Origin of the sequence: Lactobacillus sp. ESL0703 (genome assembly GCF_029433435.1) — a bacterium.
Taxonomy (GTDB): domain Bacteria; phylum Bacillota; class Bacilli; order Lactobacillales; family Lactobacillaceae; genus Lactobacillus.
Window position 1 is genome coordinate 489,095 of record NZ_JAQTIB010000001.1, and the last position, 20,686, is coordinate 509,780.

A 20,686-nucleotide genomic window follows, 5' to 3' on the forward strand; every position below is an offset into this window, starting at 1 on the left:
ATTGTATTTTAATGCTGCTTAGCTGGAGCAGACATTACTATTTTCATTTTACCAATGAATGAAAATTCTTTCATCTGATTAGGAATGATGAAATTAGTGCCAACTTTGAGTGCGTAACTTTGCGCGCCAACCTGCAAATGGCCAGACCCAGCAATTATCGAAACTAACAAGTATGGGTGGTTATTTAAACTAGTTTGCCACTGCCCATCTAAGTCAATCTGCCACAAGTAAAAATGTGGTGAAAGCGGCGGCTCGACTAAAGTCTTAATCACAGCATCCTGCTCGTTAGATATTTGAACGGTAACTTGCAGATCAACATGCGGCACGGTAGTAACATCAATTGACTTTTGGGTATGCAATTGCCGCGTCTTTCCCGTCTTTTCATCAACACGATCATAATCATATAAGCGATAAGTAACATCACTTGACTGCTGAGTTTCAATTACCATAATTCCCTTAGTTAAAGCATGAATTGTCCCTGCTGGAACATAGAAAAAATCGCCAGTTTTAACTGGTACTTTACGCAGCAGCTTATCCCACTGACCTTGATGTATCATATCCGCTAGTTCTTGCCGCGTCTTAGCAGTATGACCATAGATTAAATATGAACCAGGATCGGCTTGTAAGACGTACCAGCTCTCGGTTTTCCCGCTATCATGCTCCACTTTTTTGGCGTATTCATCATCTGGATGTACCTGCACCGACAAGTTATCATTGGCATCTAAAAACTTGACTAATAGTGGAAATTCTTTTTCTTTGGGATTACCAAAAAGTTCTGGATGTTCCTGATATACCCGCCGCAAAGTCTGACCCTTTAATTGACCCTGACTAACCAGCGATGCGTCATCTTTATAACCAGAAATAATCCACGCCTCGCCAACTTTGCCAGCAGGAATATCATAATTAAAAATCGTTTGTAACTTGCGCCCACCCCAAATTTTAGGTCTGAAATACGGCGTTAAAAATATTGGTTCCACTCTAATCACCTCATATTTAGTTTAAACTTTTATCTGATAAAAAAGGAATATTTTTAGTGAATCTTTATCTTATGCCTTATTATAAAGACTTTTTGGCATAAATCAGAATTAATTTATGCTTTTTTACTACCCGATATTAATTAATTGCTAGAATTTGTTGGTTCTATTATAGTTTTCTAGCCTAATCAGTATATAGACTTATAGATATATTAGTTTTAAAATAGATATTTAGATAACTATTAGGTTAAGACTAGTTGAATAAGGAGGTAAAAATGAAAGGATTTTTTTCAGGACTTTGGACATTATTAGGTCTATTTTCTTTATGGATTATTTACGATATTTTTTCAATCAATTGGATTCATGTAATAGAGTTTGTTGTTGTTGCTTTTATTCTTGTCTGCATAATAGCCCATTATCGCGATAAGAAATTCAACGAAAAATACTAGTTCTAACTATGTCCACCAAGCCAGTGACTTTAAACCTATGGCGATTTTAGGAGATAAGTTTATGAGAACTAGGAAAAATTTATTTACAGGAATTGCTGCAGCTTCATTACTTGCAATCGCTGCTCCAATCGCTAATCAACAAGTTAGCGCGGCACAATCAGTTAGCTCAACTAAAAAATTGTCAAAAAATGCTTATGTTTATAACGCGGAAGGTAAACGTGTTAAAAATTATGTATTAAAGAGCGGAAAAACTGTTAAAGTTATTGGAACAATAACTATTGGAAAAAAGAAATTTTATAAAATTGGAAAGAACCAATACGTTATTGCTAACAACTTTGTACCAGCTAAAAAATATTCAGCTATCAAAAAATCCTATATTTATAACTCTGCAGGTCAACGGATTAGCAAGAAATATGTATCAGCTGGTACAACTATCAAATCTTTAGGTATTAAAACTATCAAAGGCCAAAAATATTTAAAAATTGGAAAAGATCAATATGTTAGATTAAGTAATTTAACTTTAATCACTCCTCCTACCCAACCTATTTCTGCAAATACAAACCCAAATAATAATCAGAAACCAAGCCAGCCAGTCAATAACACACAGCCATCATCTAGTACAGCAGCACCATCCGTTCCAAGTGCTGGAACTACAGCTCCCTCTGCCCCAAGTAATCCTATCTCTTCTTCAAATAATGATTTCAATTCTTGGAATACAGATGACGATGGTGATCTTTATACTATCGTATCTAATGACATACTTATCTATGATAAAGATGGAAATCATGTTTTAGGTAAATTTTTAAATAAGGGTTACAAATTTTATCAATCCGACATAAATAAAATTGTGAATATTAACGGTACAGAATATTATGAATTAGATTTATTCGATGAAGATTACTATATAAAGGCTTCTGATCTAAATGGCAAAAGTAAACTTCCTGCACCAGCTACTAATGGAGAATTTACAGAAGATCAAAAATTGATATCTGGTCAACAAGCTAAATATCCAAATGGTTACGACATAGGTACAAAGTATGATTTATCTTCAAAGAAAAATCGTTCAGCCTATGATTATGCATATCGTACTGCTTTCGCTGTTGTAAATGATAGTCGATCAAGTTCTAACGATTTAAAGCGGGCAATGTCCGAATTATCAACCGCATACAATAATTTAGATGGTAAAAAAATTCAACTTAGTGGTACAAAAGAAGACTTTGAAGATAATAGTTACACACTAACTGCTAAAGAAAAAGCTGATATTTTGGCTTTGGCAAATAAAGTAACTGATTCAACCAATGCTCATTTTAGTGACAACAGTACTATAACTTACACTATCGATAACCAATTTAAACACATGACTTTGTTATATCTAGCTGATTTTAAAGCATCGCAATATGTTTCTCAAAAAGAGATTGACGATTTTAAGCAGAAAATAAAAGATAAATACAAGTATGGATACGATATTGGAGATAAATATTCACTTTCCTCTCCTGATGCAAGAAAAGCATATGATGATGCTTTCAAAAATTCACAAGTAGGAACTTGGATGACAGTTAAGCAGTTTAATAAAATTAAGAATAACTTAATTGCAGCCTATAATAATTTAGATGGAGTGCGAGTTTCCATTGCCGGTAATCAAGATGATTATACTTCTGGCGCTTATCAATTAACTGACAAAGAAAAAACTGATATTTTGGCTTTAGTAAACAAAGCAGAAGGTGCTACCGATGCTCATTTTAGTGAGTCTGACCATATAGAATTTTCTAGAGATGGAAAGAATCAAAAAACAGAAATTATTTACTTTATTTCTTTTAATAAAAATGTTGCTCCTGCAAGTAAAAATGAATTTGATGATCTAAAAGAGTTACTGAGTTCAACTTACAAATCAACCTATGACTTAGGTGCTCTATATATGTTCTCCAGTAAAAAAGCAAAAGATGAATATTCATCTGCTTATTATTCAGCAACTAAAATTGTAGCAAACAATGCCTCGTCCTCTTTGGCAATTTCTAAAGCAAAAAGCGACTTACAAAAAGCTTATAAGCAATTAGATGGAAAAGCAGTTCTTATAAATACTGATTTTTATAATTTTAAAAATTATAAGCTAACCGATCAAGAGAAACATGATATTTTAGCTCTAGTAAATAAATGTGAAGGGGCAACAGATGCCACCTTTAGTAAAGATGAAAAAAGTATCAATTATACTTTTGATGGTAGATTATGGACTACAGAAACTTCATACTATGTTGATTATAAATATTAATTGGAATAATTAAACTTTTAGATATTAAAAAAGCATTGCTTATACGGGTAATGCTTTTTTCTATGAAAATTTATCATTGAATAATAGCTATTTTTAACTGTCATTATTAGCCGCTTATTTAAATTACCACTCTAACTGAGTCATAAGGTTTTATAATTCAATGCCCTGAAGCCTTTCGAACTTAATTATTAAATTATAAAATTTTGTAGGCTTCGAAAAGCATTAGCTTATCTTACTGAAAGGCAAGTAATTCATGACTTTATTTTTAATTATACTAGCTCTTTTAACAACTATTTCTTCTATAATTTGCGCTATCTGTTTAATGGCTGCGTATAAGAAAGTAATAGTTAGTTACATAAAGAAAATATCTTTGATTTGTACCAAAATCAAGAACAAATACAAATTATTCCAAAGTGCTTGGTTTTGATTTATTGTTGGTCTTTTTGCTTCATTTTTAATTATTTTATCTTGGAATTCAAAAAACATAATTTCAATAGTTCAAATAATGATTAATTTACTTGCAGCCATTGGAACTATTGCTGCAGTTTGGACAAACATTTATTTTTATAAAAAAGAACATACATTAAATGTAATTATTTATCTAAAGCAGTTATATGAAACAACACATTCAGAAAAGAATTGGAACTTGTATGTGACAAATCTTTCATATCAAGTTATTTCAGTTGGATTACAATATATTAGATTTTCTCAAGGTAACAACGATGTTTATATACGACAATCATCTAACGGTGACTTAAGTTTCCCAGTTCTAGAAAAAGGGTCTGAATTTAAACCCCCATTAGACTACGAAACTGTTAACAGTGAATATTCATCCAATACATATTTACTTACATATAGGACTTTACTACATGCTCTTAATTTGCTGTATATAGTATCTGATACTTTTTCAACTAATGGTCCATTACATGCTGATAATTCAAATAAAGTTTCTAAAAATGATACTCTAAAAATTTTCGATTTTTTAGATAAAACTGAAATACCAGAAATCATTGTTTCATACTGCTTAAATAACTCTAGTCAAAGATTTACTTAAGACTTTATTTAACTATGAGCACCGATAATGAATATGGAATAACGTTTTGCTTAACTGATAACCCTAATTTTATAGTCTGAAATAAAAAACTTTTTAGGTTTTACTATGGCTAATTTTATAAACTACGCAATTATTTACTATTCAATCTTGATTTACCTCTTATTAATTATCAATCTCGACAATCATATCGTCTAAGTCTACTGACTCATCGCATCTTGCAATTGACCATTAGAGCTAATGTCTCCTGTAGATCGTCATGCTCACGCTTACTGATTAAAACAGCACTTTTATCATCAGTAGCACTAACAATAATAATTTGTTTAGAATCACAATTAACTTCATTAATTAAGCCATACAAATTTGATCAAGCTTAACTTTCTACAATAATGTTACCTCCTAATAACTTATATTTTAGCGTACATCTATTTAGTAGTGTTGTACTTACTTTCAAAGCCTTATATTCTCACATGTTCCATAATACCTAATCAGCTTTTCAATAAGATGATCCTAACTACTCTCTTTTTATAATTTTTTTGCAACTGTTCTTGTATTTAATTATCGTACGATATTAGTCATAGACTCCTATTATCAACAAGAATTGACATAATAAATGGAAAATTTCGTTTATCATAAAATAAGGAACGATAGCCTTGTATTTCAATTTTTAAAGTAAGCGGTATTATTAATGACCAACCTTTGCTAAAATATGGATTGGGACTTTTTATGGGCAGGAATTATCACTTTGACTATAGGATTTTTTCTATTATATCCTGCTTATGATAATTCAAGAAAAAAGAAACAAGGTAAGCAAGTAAAATACACAAAAGCCAAAATATGGATTAGTGGAATTTTAGGTGGCATTATTTCAGCTAGTTCACTTCTGATATTAGAATTTGCTATTAACCCACCAGATACTCATCTTAATATGTTTGAAAACCTGTTCTTATTCTGCTTAATTCTTTCTTTGATTTTTCTATATCCCGCATTTAATTTAGTAAAATCATATATTCAAAAAAAGAAGCTAAATATAGTCGATTAAGAGCTTGGTCGTGCGGACTTATAGGTACCTTTTTCTTATATAGCTTAATTTGTTCAGTAGTTGGTATGAATATCGACCCAAATATTAACGCAAAAATCGAAGAAACTATGAAGACAAAAACCATTACTAGTAATTCTGAAACTGCTGAGCAAAAGCAACAAGATAAACAAGCTGAACAGCAGCAAAAAGAAAATGAGGCTGCTGATAAACAGAAAAAATTGAATGCCAAAATAAATAAAGAGCTTAAAAAGAGCCTGAAAGAAGATCAAAACTTCTATGTTAAAGGTGACAAACGATATAATTACTCACCTTTTATTAGCTCAATTAAATATACTGGACAAGAAAGCTCAGACAGAGCTAATGTCCAAGTGAATACTGACTTTATTGAACTAGATAATGAAAGTAAAAGTGCTGTCGCTGAAAAGGTACAAGGTGTTATAGGAGCTACACTTGCAACTGTTAAAGATGATTACACTGAAGAAAAGCAAGATCAAGGTGCAGGTTTATTTTTCTATTTGAATAAAAGAGCAGTTGGTCATTCTAGCCTATTAAATAGTCATAAATACAAATGGTACAATATAAATTAATTTAGAAGGAATACAAGCTAAATTTATGTCCACAAAGCCAGTGACAATAAACCTATGGCGAAATTTTTTGAAGGAGTTTTAGTATGAGTAAAAAAGATAATAGCAGCAATAGAAGTGATATTAATAATTCGCCATCAGATAGTAACAAAAAGGTTACTATCAATAATACTACCCTACCTTGGTACAAAAAAACTTGGGTTAAAATAATTATTGTCATTGTAGCAATATGGGGATTAGGACTTATTTTTGGCATTGGTAATACTTTAGATTTTATAGGAATAGTAACCATAATTAGCAGTATTATTTATTTAATATATTCCATCATTAAAAAGAAAAAATCAAGGAATTCAGTAATAGCATTTATAGTAGGCTTTATTTTACTAACAGTTGGCTCAATTGCCACCCCTAGAAATGAAAGTACAAGTGAACCTGAACACTTAACAAAAGCACAAAAAGCTAAGAAAGAAAAAGAGCTTGCCATAAAGAAAGCTAAGAAAGAAAAAGAACTTGCTGCGGAGAAGGCTAAAAAAGAAAAAGAACTTGCTGCAGAAAAGGCTAAAAAAGAAAAAGAACATAAAGCTGAATTAAAAAAAGAAAAAGAAGTTAAAGAGAAAAAAGAAGAAAAAGCAAAAAAGAGAAAACTAATTGCCAAAAATAAACATAATAATCTAAAAAAATTAAAAGATGCTCTAGCAAATTTGCCCGAAGATACTAATAATACAATTGTTGATGCCAGGCTTGACGATGAGAATCTTTCTATAGAAATCACATTAACGGATGATGCACTTTCTGGTACAGATGCACAATTAAGATCTCTTACTAAAAAAGCATGGAATATAGGAATTAATTATGCAAATAAATATGCTCCATATCCAGAAGATACAATATCGGAAAATAGACCTGAGGTTGATATTTACGATGAAGCAGGAAACACACTAGCTACAACTGGCTTTTTAGGTGGTTTTAAATTTAAAGGCTAAATTATTGAGGCTTAATTATGACTAAAAAACAATACTTAAAAACAAAGAAACCTTGGTATAAATAAATTTCGTCAAGTTCCTCTTGTGGGTAAATTGCATGTAGAACACCAATATTAGCTAAACAAAATATTGATGGGCACCTCCCATCTATTTTATTAATCACCCTAAGAACGACACAATTTTTGCTTTACGATGCAAAGGAAATTCAATGGAACCAATGCTCAATTCTAGAGATACTATCTTAATTAAGTAGCAAACTACCGTCGAAGATAGTGAAATTACTGCAGTCTTAGTAGACGATAATGAAGAAGTTACTCTAAAACCTGTTAAACATATGGGCAAGCAAATCTTATTATTGCCCAACAATACTCCCTATTCTTTTAAATAAAGAAAATCTAGATAAATTCTAGGTAAAGTTATTGAATCAAGACGGAAGTTTTAATTGTTATGTCCACAAAGCCAGTGACACTAAAACTATGGCGATATTTTATTGAAGGAGTTTTAATATGAGTAAAAAAGATAACAGCAGCCAGGGCTGTGGTGGCTGTTTAATATCAATTGTAATTATTTTGGTAATTATTTTTGGAATAAGTAGTTGTTCTAATCACAACAGTAGCAGTTCTACTTCTCATTCACAAACACAAAACACAAAAAAGCCTATTCCTTCTGAAATAGACATTGGTGGAGAATTTGATGATGTTGATAGTGTTGTATACAAGTTAGATTCAGTTAGTACATACAATGTAAACTATAAAGATAACTGGAAAGTAGCTCCTGCTACAATCACAAAAGTACAAATAGCAAATTTAAAAAAGCCTAGGATTTTAAAACCAAAGTATTTAGATTATCAATTACCATCTAAAAATAAGGAAATTAAAGGATTTGTACTTTTAAGCCTAAAAATTCCAAAAGCTTATGAGTCCGACTTGGTAGTCGGAATAGATGGTGGAGCTATCACTTACCCAGCAAAAGGAAATCCAAAATTTGCAAATGAAATAAATATACAAGGTCTCATAGTTCCAGGCCAAACAAATGATCATTTAATGACTGAAAACAGATATCAAGTTCCAGGCAAGAAATCCTATACTGATGAAACTGAAAACGATAAATTAAATATCCAAAAAATGGTTATTGTTGCCCCCATACCCAAGAACATTAAAATTATTAAGCCACTTAAAATAAGATTTAACGCACATAATGATGATAACGACTCTCATTTATATCAATTAAAAGTTAATTGGTAAAACAAGAGTTATTAATAGCAAAAAATCCATTAAAAACTCCGTCGGCAAACTTTGTTTTTAATGGATTATCGAAATACTACGCTATTAATGCGTTTAACTTGTTCTAACACAAAAGAAGGAGGTTTTAATCATGTCACAAAAGAAATGTGGTATTTGTGGTAAAGAGTTGGGCTTTTGGGATATTCAAATTTCTTTAAAAGATGGTGTGATTTGTGAAAACTGTTTTTAAACGGGTAACTTTTCTGGTGGTGTTAATCAAGCACATATGAATAAATTTATAGGTAATCAAACCATTGCAGAAATAAAAGAATTGATTGATGACCCGGTAAAGTTAGAAGCTATCAAAAGAAAAGTCGCTCCCGTAAGTCATCGTTTTCGTCAGTCTATAGCACAATGCTCATTTTGCGGAAAAGATATTTATAAAGTAGATGATCCCCTAGAGTTTAAAGATTCTACCTATGTCTGCCTAGACTGTGCAGCTAAGTATAAAGTTACTCAATCCCATGATTGGACTGCTGAACATACGATTGAAGACTTTAGAAAATTTATTAAGCAAGGAGTAGATTTTCATAATATTTATTTAAAACAGGCACAGAAGGAACAAGCAGAAATAGATGCCGAAAAACTAAAAAAGCAACAGCACAAGGAAGAACAGGCATCTATCAAGGCAGAATCTGTTTACTATGGTGGCTATTACTTCAATATTGATAAAAGAAAAATTTATTTAAATACAGCATTTCACGGGGTTGAATTTTATGCAGATGCTGATGACATAGTTTCATATCGTGTAAATGAAAAAGGCCATAACAAAAATAAGCATCACACTATAACTCGCGCTGCTGTTGGTGCAATCATCGCTGGAACTCCTGGCGCCATTATTGCTGGCACAACCGGTGGTAAAATGAATGAATATATCGATAAGCTGAGCGTAGTTATCAGCCTAACTAATGGTAGAACCGCTAGTGTTAATCTCTTAAATGCTAAAGATAATAAGGCAGACGGTTTTTTGGTTAGACATGCATATTCAGATTTAAATCATGTCATAGCAATTCTTGATGGTTGGCAATCAGATAATACTGCCACACCAACTGACGCCCCTTCTGAAATACGCAGATACAAACAATTATTGGATGACCATCTCATTACCCAGGAAGAATTTGAAGCTAAGAAGAAGCAATTATTAAACCTGTAAACAAAAAAATCGATTAAGAACTCAGCTACCAAACATTGTTCTTAATCGATTCATGTAATCTGCGCTATTAGTGCGCTCAAAAATATTTTATCACATCGGAGGTGTGGTTTCTAATGGCAACTTTTGATAAACGCGGCAATGTATGGCGCGCCAGAGTATCTTTTAAACAAGATGGTCAATTCCACCAAAAATCTAAAAACGGCTTTAAAACAAAACGGCAGGCTCAAGTGTGGGCATCTAAGATAGAAGTACAAAAAGCTGAGTCTGATATAGTAATTGAAAATCCCACTTTTGCCGAGTATTACAAGAAATGGGCTGAAACTTTTCGTATCCCTGGCAAAAGCAAAGGCACTGTTAATCGTTATCGGAATATTCATTTTCTAATTACTAAATATTTTGGTGAACAAAAACTGAATAAGATTACTCGTGTTCAATATCAAAGCTTTATTAATGATTATGGGAAGACTCATTCAAAAAATACAATGCTAAAGGTACAAGGCACAATCCATGCGTGTGTGAGCGATGCCATTGTTGATCACATTGTTCAGAATGATTTTACAGCCAGAGTAAATTTGGTTTTTGATAAAAATCGTACTAAGGATGTTCAATATCTATCAGTTGCTGAAACTAAGAAATTAATTAAACAAACTGAATCTGACTTAAACCCGCATTATAATAGCCGCTAGATGATTTTAACTGCTATCTATACAGGAATGCGCGTTGGTGAGATTATGGCACTTACTTGGTCTGACATTGATTTTAAAGCAAAAACAATTAGCATTACCAAGAGTTATGCATATGCTTCAAATCAGATAAAGGAACCAAAAACACCTTCCTCGATTAGAACTATTAGAGTAAGCCATAAACTGCTAGATATTTTAAAACAATTGAAAAAGTATAATCATAAATATGTGTTCGGTACATCCTTTAAAACTGTCCCTACTCCAACCGCTTGTAATAATGTATTAAAAAAATTGTTAAAGCAGTGCAAAATCAATCAACCTGGTTTTCACTTTCATAGTTTACGGCACACGCATACTTCGATTCTATTGTATGAAGGTGTTGACCTTTATGCTGTAAGTAAACGTCTTGGTCACTCAAACATGTCAATTACCGCTAAAGTCTATGCCCACATGATTGATGAATTAAAGGCTAAATCAGATAATCATATTGAAGAAATTCTAGACTCACTTTAAGCAAAAAAATAGACCCAGCTGTTAATTCAGCTGGGTCATTTAGTCCAAATTCAGTCCATAACATTTATAAAATGCTGATATATCAACGAATTTAGGCATCATTTTATGGAGATGAGGGAAAACAATTATTGATTTTTAAGCATAAACTAATGTTAACTGATATTAAAAATCCCATCAATTCAAGATTTCAATTTTTTCACGTAAATTAATATTAATCGTTATTAAGCTCTTTTGTATCAAATTTTGTATCAATTTTGAATTTTAACTAAATAGCCTATTTCAGATTTGAACCCCTGATGATCGTTGGTATATCAGCATTTTAATTTTGATGCAGACTCCATCATAAAGATAATTTAGTTTTTACAAACAATACCACCCGAATAAACGGGTGGTATTTATTTTATTAAGACAGCTTCAGCAACTGATCAAATTGCTTACTACGCTAATTTAATAGCTGCTATCGACCACTAACGTGGCAATTACTTGATTAGCTATATTATAGCACGTTCGATTCTTTTTCAAAAATCATTATTAACGTTGCTATGTCAACAATATCTCTTTTGAATCTCTTTCGATTTATAAACGAAACTTGACAAAATATGTGTTAAAAGTAAAAAGATATATACTGGTCGACCATACATTAGAGCAATTGACTTTATATATTCCGGCTAATATACTCAATAAAAAGAACAAACCGATTCCTTTCTACAATGTGTGGCAGATACATCTGATAAGGAGCCCTTTTAATAATGGAGGGAAAATATTGAATTGGACAGTAATTTTTTCTGCTATTGCTGCTATTCTTTCTGCTATAGCTACAACTTGTTCCAAAATTAATTGGACAGCAATTGGATCAATGATAGCTGCTTTTTTATCAGCAGTTGCAGCAGGCATTTCAGCATATGTAGCAAGAAGTTCTTATAAAAAACAAGATGAAGAAGCAGAGCGTGAACCCAAAATTTATCCCATATGGTTTTCTACGGGTACAATATCACCTGATGGCAATCACAGTGATAAACGTAATTATTTAAGCTTATATTGTTCTGTCTTAAATCGTTCTTCTAAGCCACTTTCAATCGACTGCATTAATTTCATAGACTCAGACATCAAATATGCAGCACAAAAAGGATTTACAAGCGCTTCTAATATGGACTTTTTATCGGATAGTATGCCGTTACTTTTATCTCCTTATTCAAAAAGAGACTTTATTATTACATTTAGAACTGATAAAAATCAAAATTTCAAAATTTCAAATTGTAATACTGATTTTAATTTTGAATTTAAATATAACGATAATGAAGAATGGGTTACTAGAAAGTTAGAGATTAGTTATATAGATGATGAAAAGCTGTTTGAAAACATAGCTAAAAACAGAAATAAATAAGCAAAAACAAAAACCGCCCCAGAGGTTTTATCCTCCAGAGCGGTCTTTGCATTTAATTTTGTTGCAATGAAATTTTATATTTTGATTTTAAGTTGCTATATTGATTATATTTTAAATATTTATCAGATTGTAATCGACCTATGACAATACCTAAATTTATTTTTACCTTCTTAGCAAAACTTTGAATAGCATCAAAATCAAAATTATGCTTTTTTACAAACTCTTTATAGCTTTCTTGTGGTATTAAAAAGTTTTCAGCAAATCTGTCTGCTTTCTTTTCTTTTTCCTGATATTTTTCTTTATCCTCATAATCAGAATAAAAGTCTTCGTAATAAATATGTCCTAGTTCATGAATAAGAGAAAACCAAAATATATCGGAATTTTTATTTCTATCTGTAATTAATAAGAGTATGCTACCATTTTTGAATTTTTTAGTTGCACCATTCAAACTAGCATTTTTTAAATTTGGAAATGCTTCTAGTACAATACCACAATCTAACAAAAGTTGTTTTAGCCTAGGATAAAATACTTTAGTTTTTTGTAGAGTCATCTTTCTAATAATCGGTAAAGCTTTTTCGAGTTTTACCTTTTCATATTTATTGTTAGTTTTGTTTCTTGCATCCATTGTCGCTAGTTCTAACATAACATTTGAACATACAATCGATTTTTCACTAAAATCTGCTCTGCGATAACTAACTAATGGATTAAATTCAAATAATTGTGACAAATTCGAAGTTTTAAGTGATCTTCTTAAAATCTGAATTTTTTCGCTTTTACTATAACGTTTTTTACTTTTATCTGCATAACCGTATTTTTTAAAGTAAGAAAAGTCAATCAGATCACATGCACGTTTTTCATCTGCATTTCTTTGATTTTCGATTTCAGCTAACTTAACTTCATAATTTGTTTGTAAACTTAACCAAGTCTTCATTGAAATTCCTGTTAACTTTGCTAATTTATTAGCAATTTTTGAAGTTATTGCAGTTTCACCATTAATTAATTTACTGACAGTCTTAGCCGACACCTCAAGGCGATCGGCAAATTCCGCCTGTGTGATATTTAAATCTTCCACAATTTCTTCAATGTAAGACCCCGGATGAAAAGCAATTAGGTCTTTATATTCTGTTTCATTACTCATAATGCTTACTTACCTCCGTTATCTCGATTATCGTTATTATCTGTGATTTTGTAAAAACTTGTTCTTTGCTGTATTCATCAAAGCAAGCGATAAGTCTATACTGACTTCGCCGTCCATCAATATCCATTGCATAATATCCTTCAAGGTTTCCTCTTAAAGCATGAAAATTAAATGGTTGATAATTTATAATCGATGCCAAGTTTTCAGCGCTAGTAATAAAATTAATTTTTCCTAAAAGCTTCTTTGCTACTTTATCAGAAAAATCTTTTTTAGCCTGTCGTAGTGACGTACACTGCTTTTTCACTTTATCATTCTTATAAATAATCTCCATGAAATTACCTTTTAGGTAATTTCATTGTAATAATTAAGCTTAAGCTTGTCAATAAACATGCAAAAAAGACCGCCCATAGAGCTATCAAACTCTACAGACGGTCTTTTGCGTTGGTCCCCGTAGAGATGCCAACACTATCCTATTTTATTTGGTCAATGCAATATTAACGCCGCTAAAGCCTTTCTTTAGGTCTTTTTGGAACTTAGCTTTAGATACACCAATCTTTGGCAGATAGTGCCATGGGTCTACATGATTAGTGTTTGACAAGCCATTCTGCACTAGCCAACTGTGGGTTTTAATTCCTCGATAAGAACTGGTATCTAGCTCTAAAGGAATATTGTACTTTTTGGCTGCCCAACGTAGCCAGTTAACATAATGTTTGTACGTCTTCATGGCTCTACGATGATTGGTAAACTCGCAAAGTTCAATTTGAATTGGTGCCAGACTATTAGCTGGTTCGCCTGCACCCCAGGCTTTATAACTATAAGCGCCAACACGATAAATGCTTTTATCGTCAACGACTAAGTGAACATAAGTCTGGCTAGTGTTAATACCATTTTTCATGTTCCTTGCAATTGCCCAAGCTTCTCCATTAGGTGTCCCAGTTGAGTGAGCAACAATAAACCGTGGTTGAGCTAATTGTGAACTACCTTCATTATCTGCTAATTGATATTTTTTATTTACTTTCAACTTTAGCATCTTCTTTCTTACCAACATTCATTTTGGCTACTTCTTGTTCAGCAAAAGCACGAATTACAGCTTCAAGCGAAGCATCAGCCTTAATTCCGTGATTTACCAAAGTGTCTTCAACACTGCTGATTACATTGTCCATCTTAGTTTTTCCAGGTAAATCAGTTGTTTCAGCTTGATGAACAAAAGCTTTTGCCAAGTCTTCTACAAATAATAATGCTTTGTTCTTAGTTACATGCTTAGTGGCATAGAAGCCAACTAAAACAGCCAATAAAAATAACACAGCGTACACTGTGTCGAAAATAATTTTAACCATAATTAATCTCCTTAAATTGTCGGAAGTGCTTTAGCTTCCTCATATAGTTTCGTTCCTAAACCATTACCACCGAGTGCATGATAAACTTCATAAATTTGGTTCAGTCTTGTATATTGATTGCGTGTTGAATGGCCCTGTTTAATAATCACATGGCATAATTCATCTAACTCAACATGCAAGTCCTCAACTTCACCCGCTTTAAGTTGCGTAACCAATCTAGTCAGTTCATCAACGCTTTGCTTGATTTTAGGAACTTGCTCCAATAATTCTTTTTCTGCCGCCACTTTCTTACGGTGACGGTGCCATAGACTTGACACCCAAGTGATGATGCCTAGCCTACTTAACCAATCCCACAAATTATTCCAGTCCAATAAAATAGCACCTACTTACTATTTTCAGTAGATGCTTCATATTCTTCTCCAGTAATTCGCTTATACGCTGCCGCATCAATTGTGCCTAGCACTACAAATGAAGCAATCTTAGCCTTGTTGTAAATTTTTGAGTTATAAAGTGATTGATATACCTTTTCCATAATTGGTGCAAAGTGTTTTAAGTTAAACATTATTCAGCTTCCTTTCCTGCGTCGCCTGTGGTCATTGCTGCCATCATTTGCGACATCATATCAACAACATTACCGACTTGTTGACCAATTGTTGTCTGCCCTGTTTGAAGCGAAGTAAGCGTCTGGTCAATCGTCGTCTTATCTTCCTTGATTGGTTCTGTATCAGTCTTAACATCTTTCACATCTGCTGACAGCTGATTAATTAATTGACCTTGCGCATCAGGCTTGTATTCATACCACTCCCGTTTGTTCCAGTCATACTTTGGTGACTGGATTGATGGATCAGGTGCCTCAGCGACAAACGGCCAAGGGATATAATCGCCAAATGGTTGTTCCTCTCTGTCAATTGCAAACGGCACTTGATTGTCGCTTCTGTAATAAATATATGTTTTTGTTTCTTCTGTCATTTTAATTTTTCCTTTCTATTAAAAAAGCAACTTAGCTTTTCTGCTAAATTGCTTTACTCATAGTGTGACCAGCAAGACAGAATTTCGACTATTTTATCTTGCTTATTAATTTTATAAACTACCCGATGTTTACCATTTAATCTTCGTGAATAATAATCTCGACCTGTAGGTTCTAGCTTCTCAAAAGATTGGATTGGTTCATAAGGATCATTCTCCAGTGTTTGCTTAATTTCCATAAATCGCGTTCGTAAATTACTCTGCATGACTTTTCTTAAATCATTTTTAGCAGATGATTTAATTTTGATTTGCCACTCATTCATTATCAATCTCGGCAATCATATCGTCTAAATTTACCGCCTTATCATCTCTGTCATCACGTTTTATTGCCTCTTGCAATTGACCATTAGCTACTAGTGCCAATGTCTCCTGCAGTTCATCATACTCGCGCTTACTAATTAAAACAGCACTTTTTTCATCAGTAGCACCAGCAATAAAAACTGGCTTCGCATCACGATTAGTCTCATTAATCAAGCTATACAAATTTGACCTTGCTTTAGTTGGTGTCACAATTTCTGACATAATTTTACCTCCTAATAAGATGTATTTTAGCGTACGTATTAGAGTACGTCAATCTATTGGTATTGCACCGCCAAAATCTGATATTAAATTATTTTTACATCGCTAGCATGCACCCAAAGATATCTTCCCGAGTTTATGTCGGTCTCGCTCGGAAAAATTACCACTTGAAACATTAAACTACCTAAATAGTTATATGCAACTCCCGTAACTGTTTTTTCTTCAATGCCATCAAAATAATTAAAGATACTTGGTGCACCAATACCGTTTAAGCAATCATAAAGACTTGTACCAACCGTTAATATTATAGTTTTACCAATTTTTTCAACATCATCTTGACGCCATTTTTGCCCACCATAATAAAAATGGTCATGATTCTTACCATTAAAAATCACGTTATTACTCTCCTTTCTAATTACCAAAAACAATTACACTAGGATGTGATTGTGAATACGTAAGCGCGTCAGCATCATTTCCAGCATCTTTAGCATACTCACGATTTTCCAATACAGTTACACGTCCCTGCAAAATCTTTATATCTTGCATAGTCGCTATGTCAATAGGAGCGGGAAGCCATGTCATATCTGGCGGTGTAGTATCGTCTTGCCACTTGGCTACTTTAGCAAATGATACATTCGAATTATCGCCATGTGTATGCAACTTAATGGCAATAATTGGTGTTCCATTATAATCATGAACTTTATAATCCGTACTTATCCAACCTGATTGTCCAGCCTTAACAATATTTTCAGATGTAGTTCTTACTGGAGCGTCATTCTCAGTGTAAAGCCAAAATGATAAATAAATATCTGTATTGCTGTTGGTTGCGTCAACGAAGGCTTTAGCTGAATATACTTCGCCATTGTTTACAGCAATTTGATTAGTGCCAATTTGGCCATTAACACCAATAGCCTGTGGACTAACCGAAGTGTTTTCAAGCAAGTTTGATGCATAGAGCGGAACTTGCAAATCACCAGTTTTACCATTAAAGCTGGTAACAGAACTCAAATTAACAGCACTTTCAGGATCAGGCTCTACTTTGTTACCATTGACAAATACTGAACTAATTTTATCCTTTGACTTGTTATTAGCGTAAGTCTCTGCATCATTTTTAGCCTTATCGGCTGCCATATCAGCATAGGCTTTATTCGAATACGTATATTCGCTAATCAACTTCAATGCAGTAGCTAGCTGTTCATTTGAGTAGCTTCCATCATTTTTTCTAATTGGGAAAGTATAATTATTACTATCGATCGCAAAAAAGCCGCTAGCAGTAAGTACTCTGCCGACCAGTTCAACTTGATCGAAAAAATGGGTTGAATTCCCATTGATGATAGGCTCACGTTCTGCATCACCACCCCATAGACTTACAAAGTCATGCAGCAGGTGTGCCACATCATGGCCATCAATAGTTGAAGGCGCCTTTTAATTTAAAGAAGTGTCGGTTTGCTGCTTATTATAGTAATTAGCTATCTGAGAACTAGTATAATTTTTCGCATTCGATTGTGCAGTTTTTGCAGCACTATCTGCATATTGCTTCGCATCTGTGACATCCTGCTTACTTGCTTTACCATTTAAAGCCGTATCATGATTATCAACTCGCTGCTTTAAACCTTTAAAATTATCATCATTAAGTTTAGCCTGATCGTAAGCATATTTTTCAGCATCACTTTTGGCTTGATTAATTTGTTTCGTAACATCAGTTGAGTTTGCTTTTTGACCTAGCTCTGTTTTTACCGTTTCTAAATCTTGCTTGGTAGTAACGTCTTCTTCAGTAACATTAATTGTTACATTGCTAGACCGTCCAACTACTACATATATCGTTATGTTGAACTGGAACATTGCCTTATTATTAAAGTCTGGCATGTGTTCGGCATCAACAGCCGTCGCAATGGCATATAGAAATTCATTACCACCATCTTCTTTGGCATACAAGCCAATCGTATTAACACTGTAGCCATGTGCCAATTCCTTGTTGGTAAACTCCAAGTCCATGCCAATTACAGTATCTTTATCCTGTGCAGAGTCCTCAACATCACTGATTTCTCCGTATTGCATAATACTTGGCAGTTCAGTCATATTCTGCAAGTCAGCAATACTCTTATCAGACAAATTTTCACTACTAGTTGCTGCTTTAGTAATACTGAATTTAGTTTGCCCAGCGTTAACTTTCTTGGCTAGATCAATCCCAGCATTCGTCAGAACTGTCTTATTATATTTTGACAATATTTATCACTTCCTTTAAAAAATCTGCGACACATTTGCATCTATTACCGTTGTTACTTTTGATTTCATTCCTATACCAATAAACAGGTCGTTACTAATTAGTGCCTGCTTCAAGGCAATCTTGATTTCATAAATCATATTAGCTGGCAGATAAACGTTAAGAATATATCTAATGTTATCAATTTGGGCATCAGTAATGCTGCTATTGCCTTCAACGATAGCGTTTCTTTGACCATAATCAATCGTAATGTTGACTGGTATTTTCAAAGTTTTAAACAGTTCTCTTAAATACCTAATCGTAATCGGTCTTGGCGGCAATAAATGCATTAGCATTCGGTTCTGTCTGGTTACTAAATCATCGCCTGGGCTTGGTTGCACACCAACCTGATTTTCAAATACTGCAATCCCCTTACTATCAGCCTGTGTCACAAATTGATTGAGCAGCGTCCGAATTTGTTTACTCTCAAATTCATCTAAAACTTGCCCATGTGCATGCATAATTGCCTGAATCTCGTACACATCTTGGTAGTAATCTGGTAAATAATTCATCAAGTTATTACTCATTCAGTGTCACCGTCCCCAAGATAGGTAATTGCGAAGTATTATTATCAAACACTAACTTAATATCGCTATCCGCACAATTCAAGCTAGGAATTGTGGCGTTCATCACGCCTTCAATTTGCATAATTTGCGACAATATTTTCGATCGGTAAATCATCATAGCATAACCGCGTCCTGTCTTAGGATCAATTAAATTCCAGCTTGCTCGCAAATTCTTAAAGTACTCGGATAATTGGTCATTAATTTGCTGTTTAACTACATCTGCACTGTGCTGGCTGTCAATCTGAATGTTTGTCGCAATATCAACGGTTAAGGCTGTGGGTGCAGTTACGGTAACCTGATGGTCAATTGGGGCCAAGCCATAACCTTGAGCTTCACTATCAGTAGGGTCAATCAGGTTTTTAACTTTATTAATCAAATCCTGATTAGCTGGCATCAAGTCATTATTTAAAACGACTAACTTAACCGTGCCTGCACCATTCCAAACGGGATAAACCTGCGTTGCACCTACTTCGGTAATCTTACTAGTCATTGCTAGATAGTCCGCAATATTGCCACCGTAGGCAATCCAATCATCTGAGCCTAACAATCTAGCTCGTAAATGGTCGTCAGTTTCTTCGTCCCGTGCTGGTGCGATAATTTCAATAATTTCTGCCCAGGACAATTCATCATTTGGTGTAACTGGTAGAATTTGTCCTAGATAACCATTAGGTGTTGTTCCCGGGTCGTCAGCTGTCATCGCAACCGTTAAGTCATCATAAATCTGTGTGACAGTATAAAAAATAGGCGTTTCACCAATACTTGCGAATTGGTCGCCTATTTCTACATTATTGATTGCATTGCCGTCACTATCAGTTATCTTCGCTTTGACTTCTGTTTGTGTTGCTGGGTATCTATTAGTACCTCGCTCTTGCGCCCGATAATCCAAGAATTCACCCTCAGCCGTTCTCACGTATGTCTCCTTGATAATCATTGCCATACGTTGATTCTCTTGCGCCATAACCAAAGCGGCGGGGGCAATTGCATCATAAATTACCGAATCTTCACGCTTATCGATGTCATCTGGTACTGCGTCCAGCATTTCTTCCATATAATAATCTACATCGTGTTCTTCAAATTCCGCTGCTAACTCATCTGGTGTCACTTATCTTCACTTCGCTTTCTATTGGCACATCTCCATAAATTGTGGTGCAAGTCCCGGTCACAGATAACGTGGTGCTGTCTGACTGCTTAATGCCGTCAATCGTCACTTCAGTTATCCGGTCATCATCAAGTAGTGCTTCTTTCAGCATTCGCTTGATTTCAACACGAGCATAAGAAAACGACTTACCGAATAAATCTGGTAAGTCGTTGCCGTACTGGTCACTATAAATTGGATAGACAAAGCGTTCAGTTTTTAAGATTTTATCGACTGCCTGAACCATTGCTGATAATTCGTCAACTTTATTACGAATTCGTCCATTTTTAATAAAAAAAGTCAAAGTTGGTTGATCTTCTTCTACTTCTTCATCATT

Annotated in this window: 27 protein-coding genes; 11 read left to right on the forward strand and 16 right to left on the reverse strand. The window is 33.7% G+C overall.

Annotated features, from left to right (window positions below; all coding sequences use genetic code 11):
• Positions 1-8 precede the first annotated feature (8 nt).
• Positions 9-977 carry a mannose-6-phosphate isomerase, class I gene (gene manA, locus PT278_RS02125; RefSeq protein ID WP_277129811.1) on the reverse strand — a complete coding sequence of 323 codons (969 nt, stop codon included), beginning with the start codon at positions 975-977 and terminating at the stop codon, positions 9-11.
• A 272-nt stretch (positions 978-1,249) separates the two neighbouring features.
• Here manA and PT278_RS02130 point away from each other — a divergent pair, with 272 nt between their 5' ends.
• The 11 genes from PT278_RS02130 (at position 1,250) to PT278_RS02180 (ending at position 12,365) form a co-directional block, all read left to right on the forward strand.
• On the forward strand, positions 1,250-1,423 hold the full coding sequence (locus PT278_RS02130; protein WP_277129813.1) for a hypothetical protein: 174 nt from the start codon (positions 1,250-1,252) through the stop codon (positions 1,421-1,423).
• A 61-nt stretch (positions 1,424-1,484) separates the two neighbouring features.
• Positions 1,485-3,689, forward strand: coding sequence for an SLAP domain-containing protein (locus PT278_RS02135; RefSeq protein ID WP_277129815.1), 2,205 nt, complete (start codon positions 1,485-1,487; stop codon positions 3,687-3,689).
• A gap of 505 nt (positions 3,690-4,194) precedes the next feature.
• Positions 4,195-4,743: a hypothetical protein gene (locus tag PT278_RS02140; RefSeq protein WP_277129817.1), complete on the forward strand. Its 549-nt coding sequence runs from the start codon at positions 4,195-4,197 to the stop codon at positions 4,741-4,743.
• 742 nt (positions 4,744-5,485) lie between these two features.
• Positions 5,486-5,782, forward strand: a complete 297-nt coding sequence (locus tag PT278_RS02145) for a hypothetical protein (RefSeq protein WP_277129818.1) — start codon at positions 5,486-5,488, stop codon at positions 5,780-5,782.
• A 65-nt stretch (positions 5,783-5,847) separates the two neighbouring features.
• On the forward strand, positions 5,848-6,369 hold the full coding sequence (locus PT278_RS02150) for a hypothetical protein (protein WP_277129819.1): 522 nt from the start codon (positions 5,848-5,850) through the stop codon (positions 6,367-6,369).
• 83 nt (positions 6,370-6,452) lie between these two features.
• Positions 6,453-7,349, forward strand: a complete 897-nt coding sequence (locus PT278_RS02155) for an O-antigen ligase family protein (RefSeq protein WP_277129820.1) — start codon at positions 6,453-6,455, stop codon at positions 7,347-7,349.
• 506 nt (positions 7,350-7,855) lie between these two features.
• Positions 7,856-8,593 (forward strand): hypothetical protein, encoded by a 738-nt coding sequence (locus PT278_RS02160; RefSeq protein WP_277129822.1) that lies wholly within the window; start codon positions 7,856-7,858, stop codon positions 8,591-8,593.
• 265 nt (positions 8,594-8,858) lie between these two features.
• Positions 8,859-9,785 (forward strand): SHOCT domain-containing protein, encoded by a 927-nt coding sequence (locus PT278_RS02165; protein WP_277129823.1) that lies wholly within the window; start codon positions 8,859-8,861, stop codon positions 9,783-9,785.
• Positions 9,786-9,898: 113 nt separating this feature from the next.
• A complete protein-coding gene (locus PT278_RS02170) occupies positions 9,899-10,471 on the forward strand; it encodes an Arm DNA-binding domain-containing protein (protein WP_277129825.1) in 573 nt (190 codons plus the stop codon).
• Positions 10,472-10,981, forward strand: a complete 510-nt coding sequence (locus PT278_RS02175; RefSeq protein WP_277129826.1) for a site-specific integrase — start codon at positions 10,472-10,474, stop codon at positions 10,979-10,981.
• A 763-nt stretch (positions 10,982-11,744) separates the two neighbouring features.
• Entirely contained in the window at positions 11,745-12,365 is a 621-nt protein-coding gene (locus PT278_RS02180; RefSeq protein WP_277129828.1) for a hypothetical protein, read from the forward strand.
• A 52-nt stretch (positions 12,366-12,417) separates the two neighbouring features.
• Here PT278_RS02180 and PT278_RS02185 read toward each other — a convergent pair whose 3' ends face one another.
• The 15 genes from PT278_RS02185 to PT278_RS02255 form a co-directional block, all read right to left on the reverse strand.
• Positions 12,418-13,503, reverse strand: coding sequence for a HigA family addiction module antitoxin (locus PT278_RS02185; RefSeq protein ID WP_277129830.1), 1,086 nt, complete (start codon positions 13,501-13,503; stop codon positions 12,418-12,420).
• Positions 13,496-13,834: a hypothetical protein gene (locus PT278_RS02190; RefSeq protein ID WP_277129832.1), complete on the reverse strand. Its 339-nt coding sequence runs from the start codon at positions 13,832-13,834 to the stop codon at positions 13,496-13,498. The genes PT278_RS02185 and PT278_RS02190 overlap by 8 nt, the downstream gene beginning before the upstream one ends.
• Before the next feature lie 144 nt (positions 13,835-13,978).
• Positions 13,979-14,524: a peptidoglycan recognition family protein gene (locus tag PT278_RS02195; RefSeq protein ID WP_277129834.1), complete on the reverse strand. Its 546-nt coding sequence runs from the start codon at positions 14,522-14,524 to the stop codon at positions 13,979-13,981.
• Positions 14,511-14,840, reverse strand: coding sequence for a phage holin, LLH family (locus PT278_RS02200; protein WP_277129835.1), 330 nt, complete (start codon positions 14,838-14,840; stop codon positions 14,511-14,513). Before PT278_RS02200 ends, PT278_RS02195 begins: the two co-directional genes overlap by 14 nt.
• Positions 14,841-14,851: 11 nt before the next feature.
• Positions 14,852-15,211 (reverse strand): hypothetical protein, encoded by a 360-nt coding sequence (locus PT278_RS02205; protein ID WP_277129837.1) that lies wholly within the window; start codon positions 15,209-15,211, stop codon positions 14,852-14,854.
• 11 nt (positions 15,212-15,222) lie between these two features.
• On the reverse strand, positions 15,223-15,402 hold the full coding sequence (locus tag PT278_RS02210; protein ID WP_277129838.1) for an XkdX family protein: 180 nt from the start codon (positions 15,400-15,402) through the stop codon (positions 15,223-15,225).
• Positions 15,402-15,809: a hypothetical protein gene (locus tag PT278_RS02215; protein ID WP_277129840.1), complete on the reverse strand. Its 408-nt coding sequence runs from the start codon at positions 15,807-15,809 to the stop codon at positions 15,402-15,404. Before PT278_RS02215 ends, PT278_RS02210 begins: the two co-directional genes overlap by 1 nt.
• 53 nt (positions 15,810-15,862) lie before the next feature.
• Positions 15,863-16,129: a Txe/YoeB family addiction module toxin gene (locus tag PT278_RS02220; protein WP_277129841.1), complete on the reverse strand. Its 267-nt coding sequence runs from the start codon at positions 16,127-16,129 to the stop codon at positions 15,863-15,865.
• A complete protein-coding gene (locus PT278_RS02225; protein WP_277129843.1) occupies positions 16,122-16,388 on the reverse strand; it encodes a type II toxin-antitoxin system prevent-host-death family antitoxin in 267 nt (88 codons plus the stop codon). The genes PT278_RS02220 and PT278_RS02225 overlap by 8 nt, the downstream gene beginning before the upstream one ends.
• Before the next feature lie 83 nt (positions 16,389-16,471).
• Entirely contained in the window at positions 16,472-16,780 is a 309-nt protein-coding gene (locus PT278_RS02230) for a hypothetical protein (protein WP_277129845.1), read from the reverse strand.
• Between the two features lie 16 nt (positions 16,781-16,796).
• Positions 16,797-17,780 (reverse strand): hypothetical protein, encoded by a 984-nt coding sequence (locus PT278_RS02235; RefSeq protein ID WP_277129846.1) that lies wholly within the window; start codon positions 17,778-17,780, stop codon positions 16,797-16,799.
• Between the two features lie 30 nt (positions 17,781-17,810).
• Positions 17,811-18,611, reverse strand: coding sequence for a hypothetical protein (locus tag PT278_RS02240; RefSeq protein ID WP_277129847.1), 801 nt, complete (start codon positions 18,609-18,611; stop codon positions 17,811-17,813).
• 15 nt (positions 18,612-18,626) lie between these two features.
• Positions 18,627-19,175 carry a putative phage tail protein gene (locus PT278_RS02245; RefSeq protein ID WP_277129848.1) on the reverse strand — a complete coding sequence of 183 codons (549 nt, stop codon included), beginning with the start codon at positions 19,173-19,175 and terminating at the stop codon, positions 18,627-18,629.
• Complete coding sequence (locus PT278_RS02250; RefSeq protein WP_277129849.1) at positions 19,168-20,316, reverse strand: baseplate J/gp47 family protein; 1,149 nt, start codon at positions 20,314-20,316, stop codon at positions 19,168-19,170. Before PT278_RS02250 ends, PT278_RS02245 begins: the two co-directional genes overlap by 8 nt.
• A complete protein-coding gene (locus PT278_RS02255; protein ID WP_277129969.1) occupies positions 20,303-20,653 on the reverse strand; it encodes a DUF2634 domain-containing protein in 351 nt (116 codons plus the stop codon). The genes PT278_RS02250 and PT278_RS02255 overlap by 14 nt, the downstream gene beginning before the upstream one ends.
• Positions 20,654-20,686 lie beyond the last annotated feature (33 nt).

Bases quoted from the DNA above. Each gene is read 5' to 3' on its own strand.
- PT278_RS02185 (WP_277129830.1), bottom strand. From the start codon at position 13,503: ATGAGTAATGAAACAGAATATAAAGACCTAATTGCTTTTCATCCGGGG.
- PT278_RS02160 (WP_277129822.1), top strand. From the start codon at position 7,856: ATGAGTAAAAAAGATAACAGCAGCCAGGGCTGTGGTGGCTGTTTAATA.
- PT278_RS02220 (WP_277129841.1), bottom strand. From the start codon at position 16,129: ATGAATGAGTGGCAAATCAAAATTAAATCATCTGCTAAAAATGATTTA.
- PT278_RS02135 (WP_277129815.1), top strand. From the start codon at position 1,485: ATGAGAACTAGGAAAAATTTATTTACAGGAATTGCTGCAGCTTCATTA.
- PT278_RS02170 (WP_277129825.1), top strand. From the start codon at position 9,899: ATGGCAACTTTTGATAAACGCGGCAATGTATGGCGCGCCAGAGTATCT.
- PT278_RS02225 (WP_277129843.1), bottom strand. From the start codon at position 16,388: ATGTCAGAAATTGTGACACCAACTAAAGCAAGGTCAAATTTGTATAGC.
- PT278_RS02130 (WP_277129813.1), top strand. From the start codon at position 1,250: ATGAAAGGATTTTTTTCAGGACTTTGGACATTATTAGGTCTATTTTCT.
- PT278_RS02150 (WP_277129819.1), top strand. From the start codon at position 5,848: ATGAATATCGACCCAAATATTAACGCAAAAATCGAAGAAACTATGAAG.
- PT278_RS02190 (WP_277129832.1), bottom strand. From the start codon at position 13,834: ATGGAGATTATTTATAAGAATGATAAAGTGAAAAAGCAGTGTACGTCA.
- PT278_RS02155 (WP_277129820.1), top strand. From the start codon at position 6,453: ATGAGTAAAAAAGATAATAGCAGCAATAGAAGTGATATTAATAATTCG.
- PT278_RS02200 (WP_277129835.1), bottom strand. From the start codon at position 14,840: ATGGTTAAAATTATTTTCGACACAGTGTACGCTGTGTTATTTTTATTG.
- PT278_RS02165 (WP_277129823.1), top strand. From the start codon at position 8,859: ATGAATAAATTTATAGGTAATCAAACCATTGCAGAAATAAAAGAATTG.
- PT278_RS02140 (WP_277129817.1), top strand. From the start codon at position 4,195: ATGATTAATTTACTTGCAGCCATTGGAACTATTGCTGCAGTTTGGACA.
- PT278_RS02175 (WP_277129826.1), top strand. From the start codon at position 10,472: ATGATTTTAACTGCTATCTATACAGGAATGCGCGTTGGTGAGATTATG.
- PT278_RS02210 (WP_277129838.1), bottom strand. From the start codon at position 15,402: ATGTTTAACTTAAAACACTTTGCACCAATTATGGAAAAGGTATATCAA.
- PT278_RS02215 (WP_277129840.1), bottom strand. From the start codon at position 15,809: ATGACAGAAGAAACAAAAACATATATTTATTACAGAAGCGACAATCAA.
- PT278_RS02245 (WP_277129848.1), bottom strand. From the start codon at position 19,175: ATGAGTAATAACTTGATGAATTATTTACCAGATTACTACCAAGATGTG.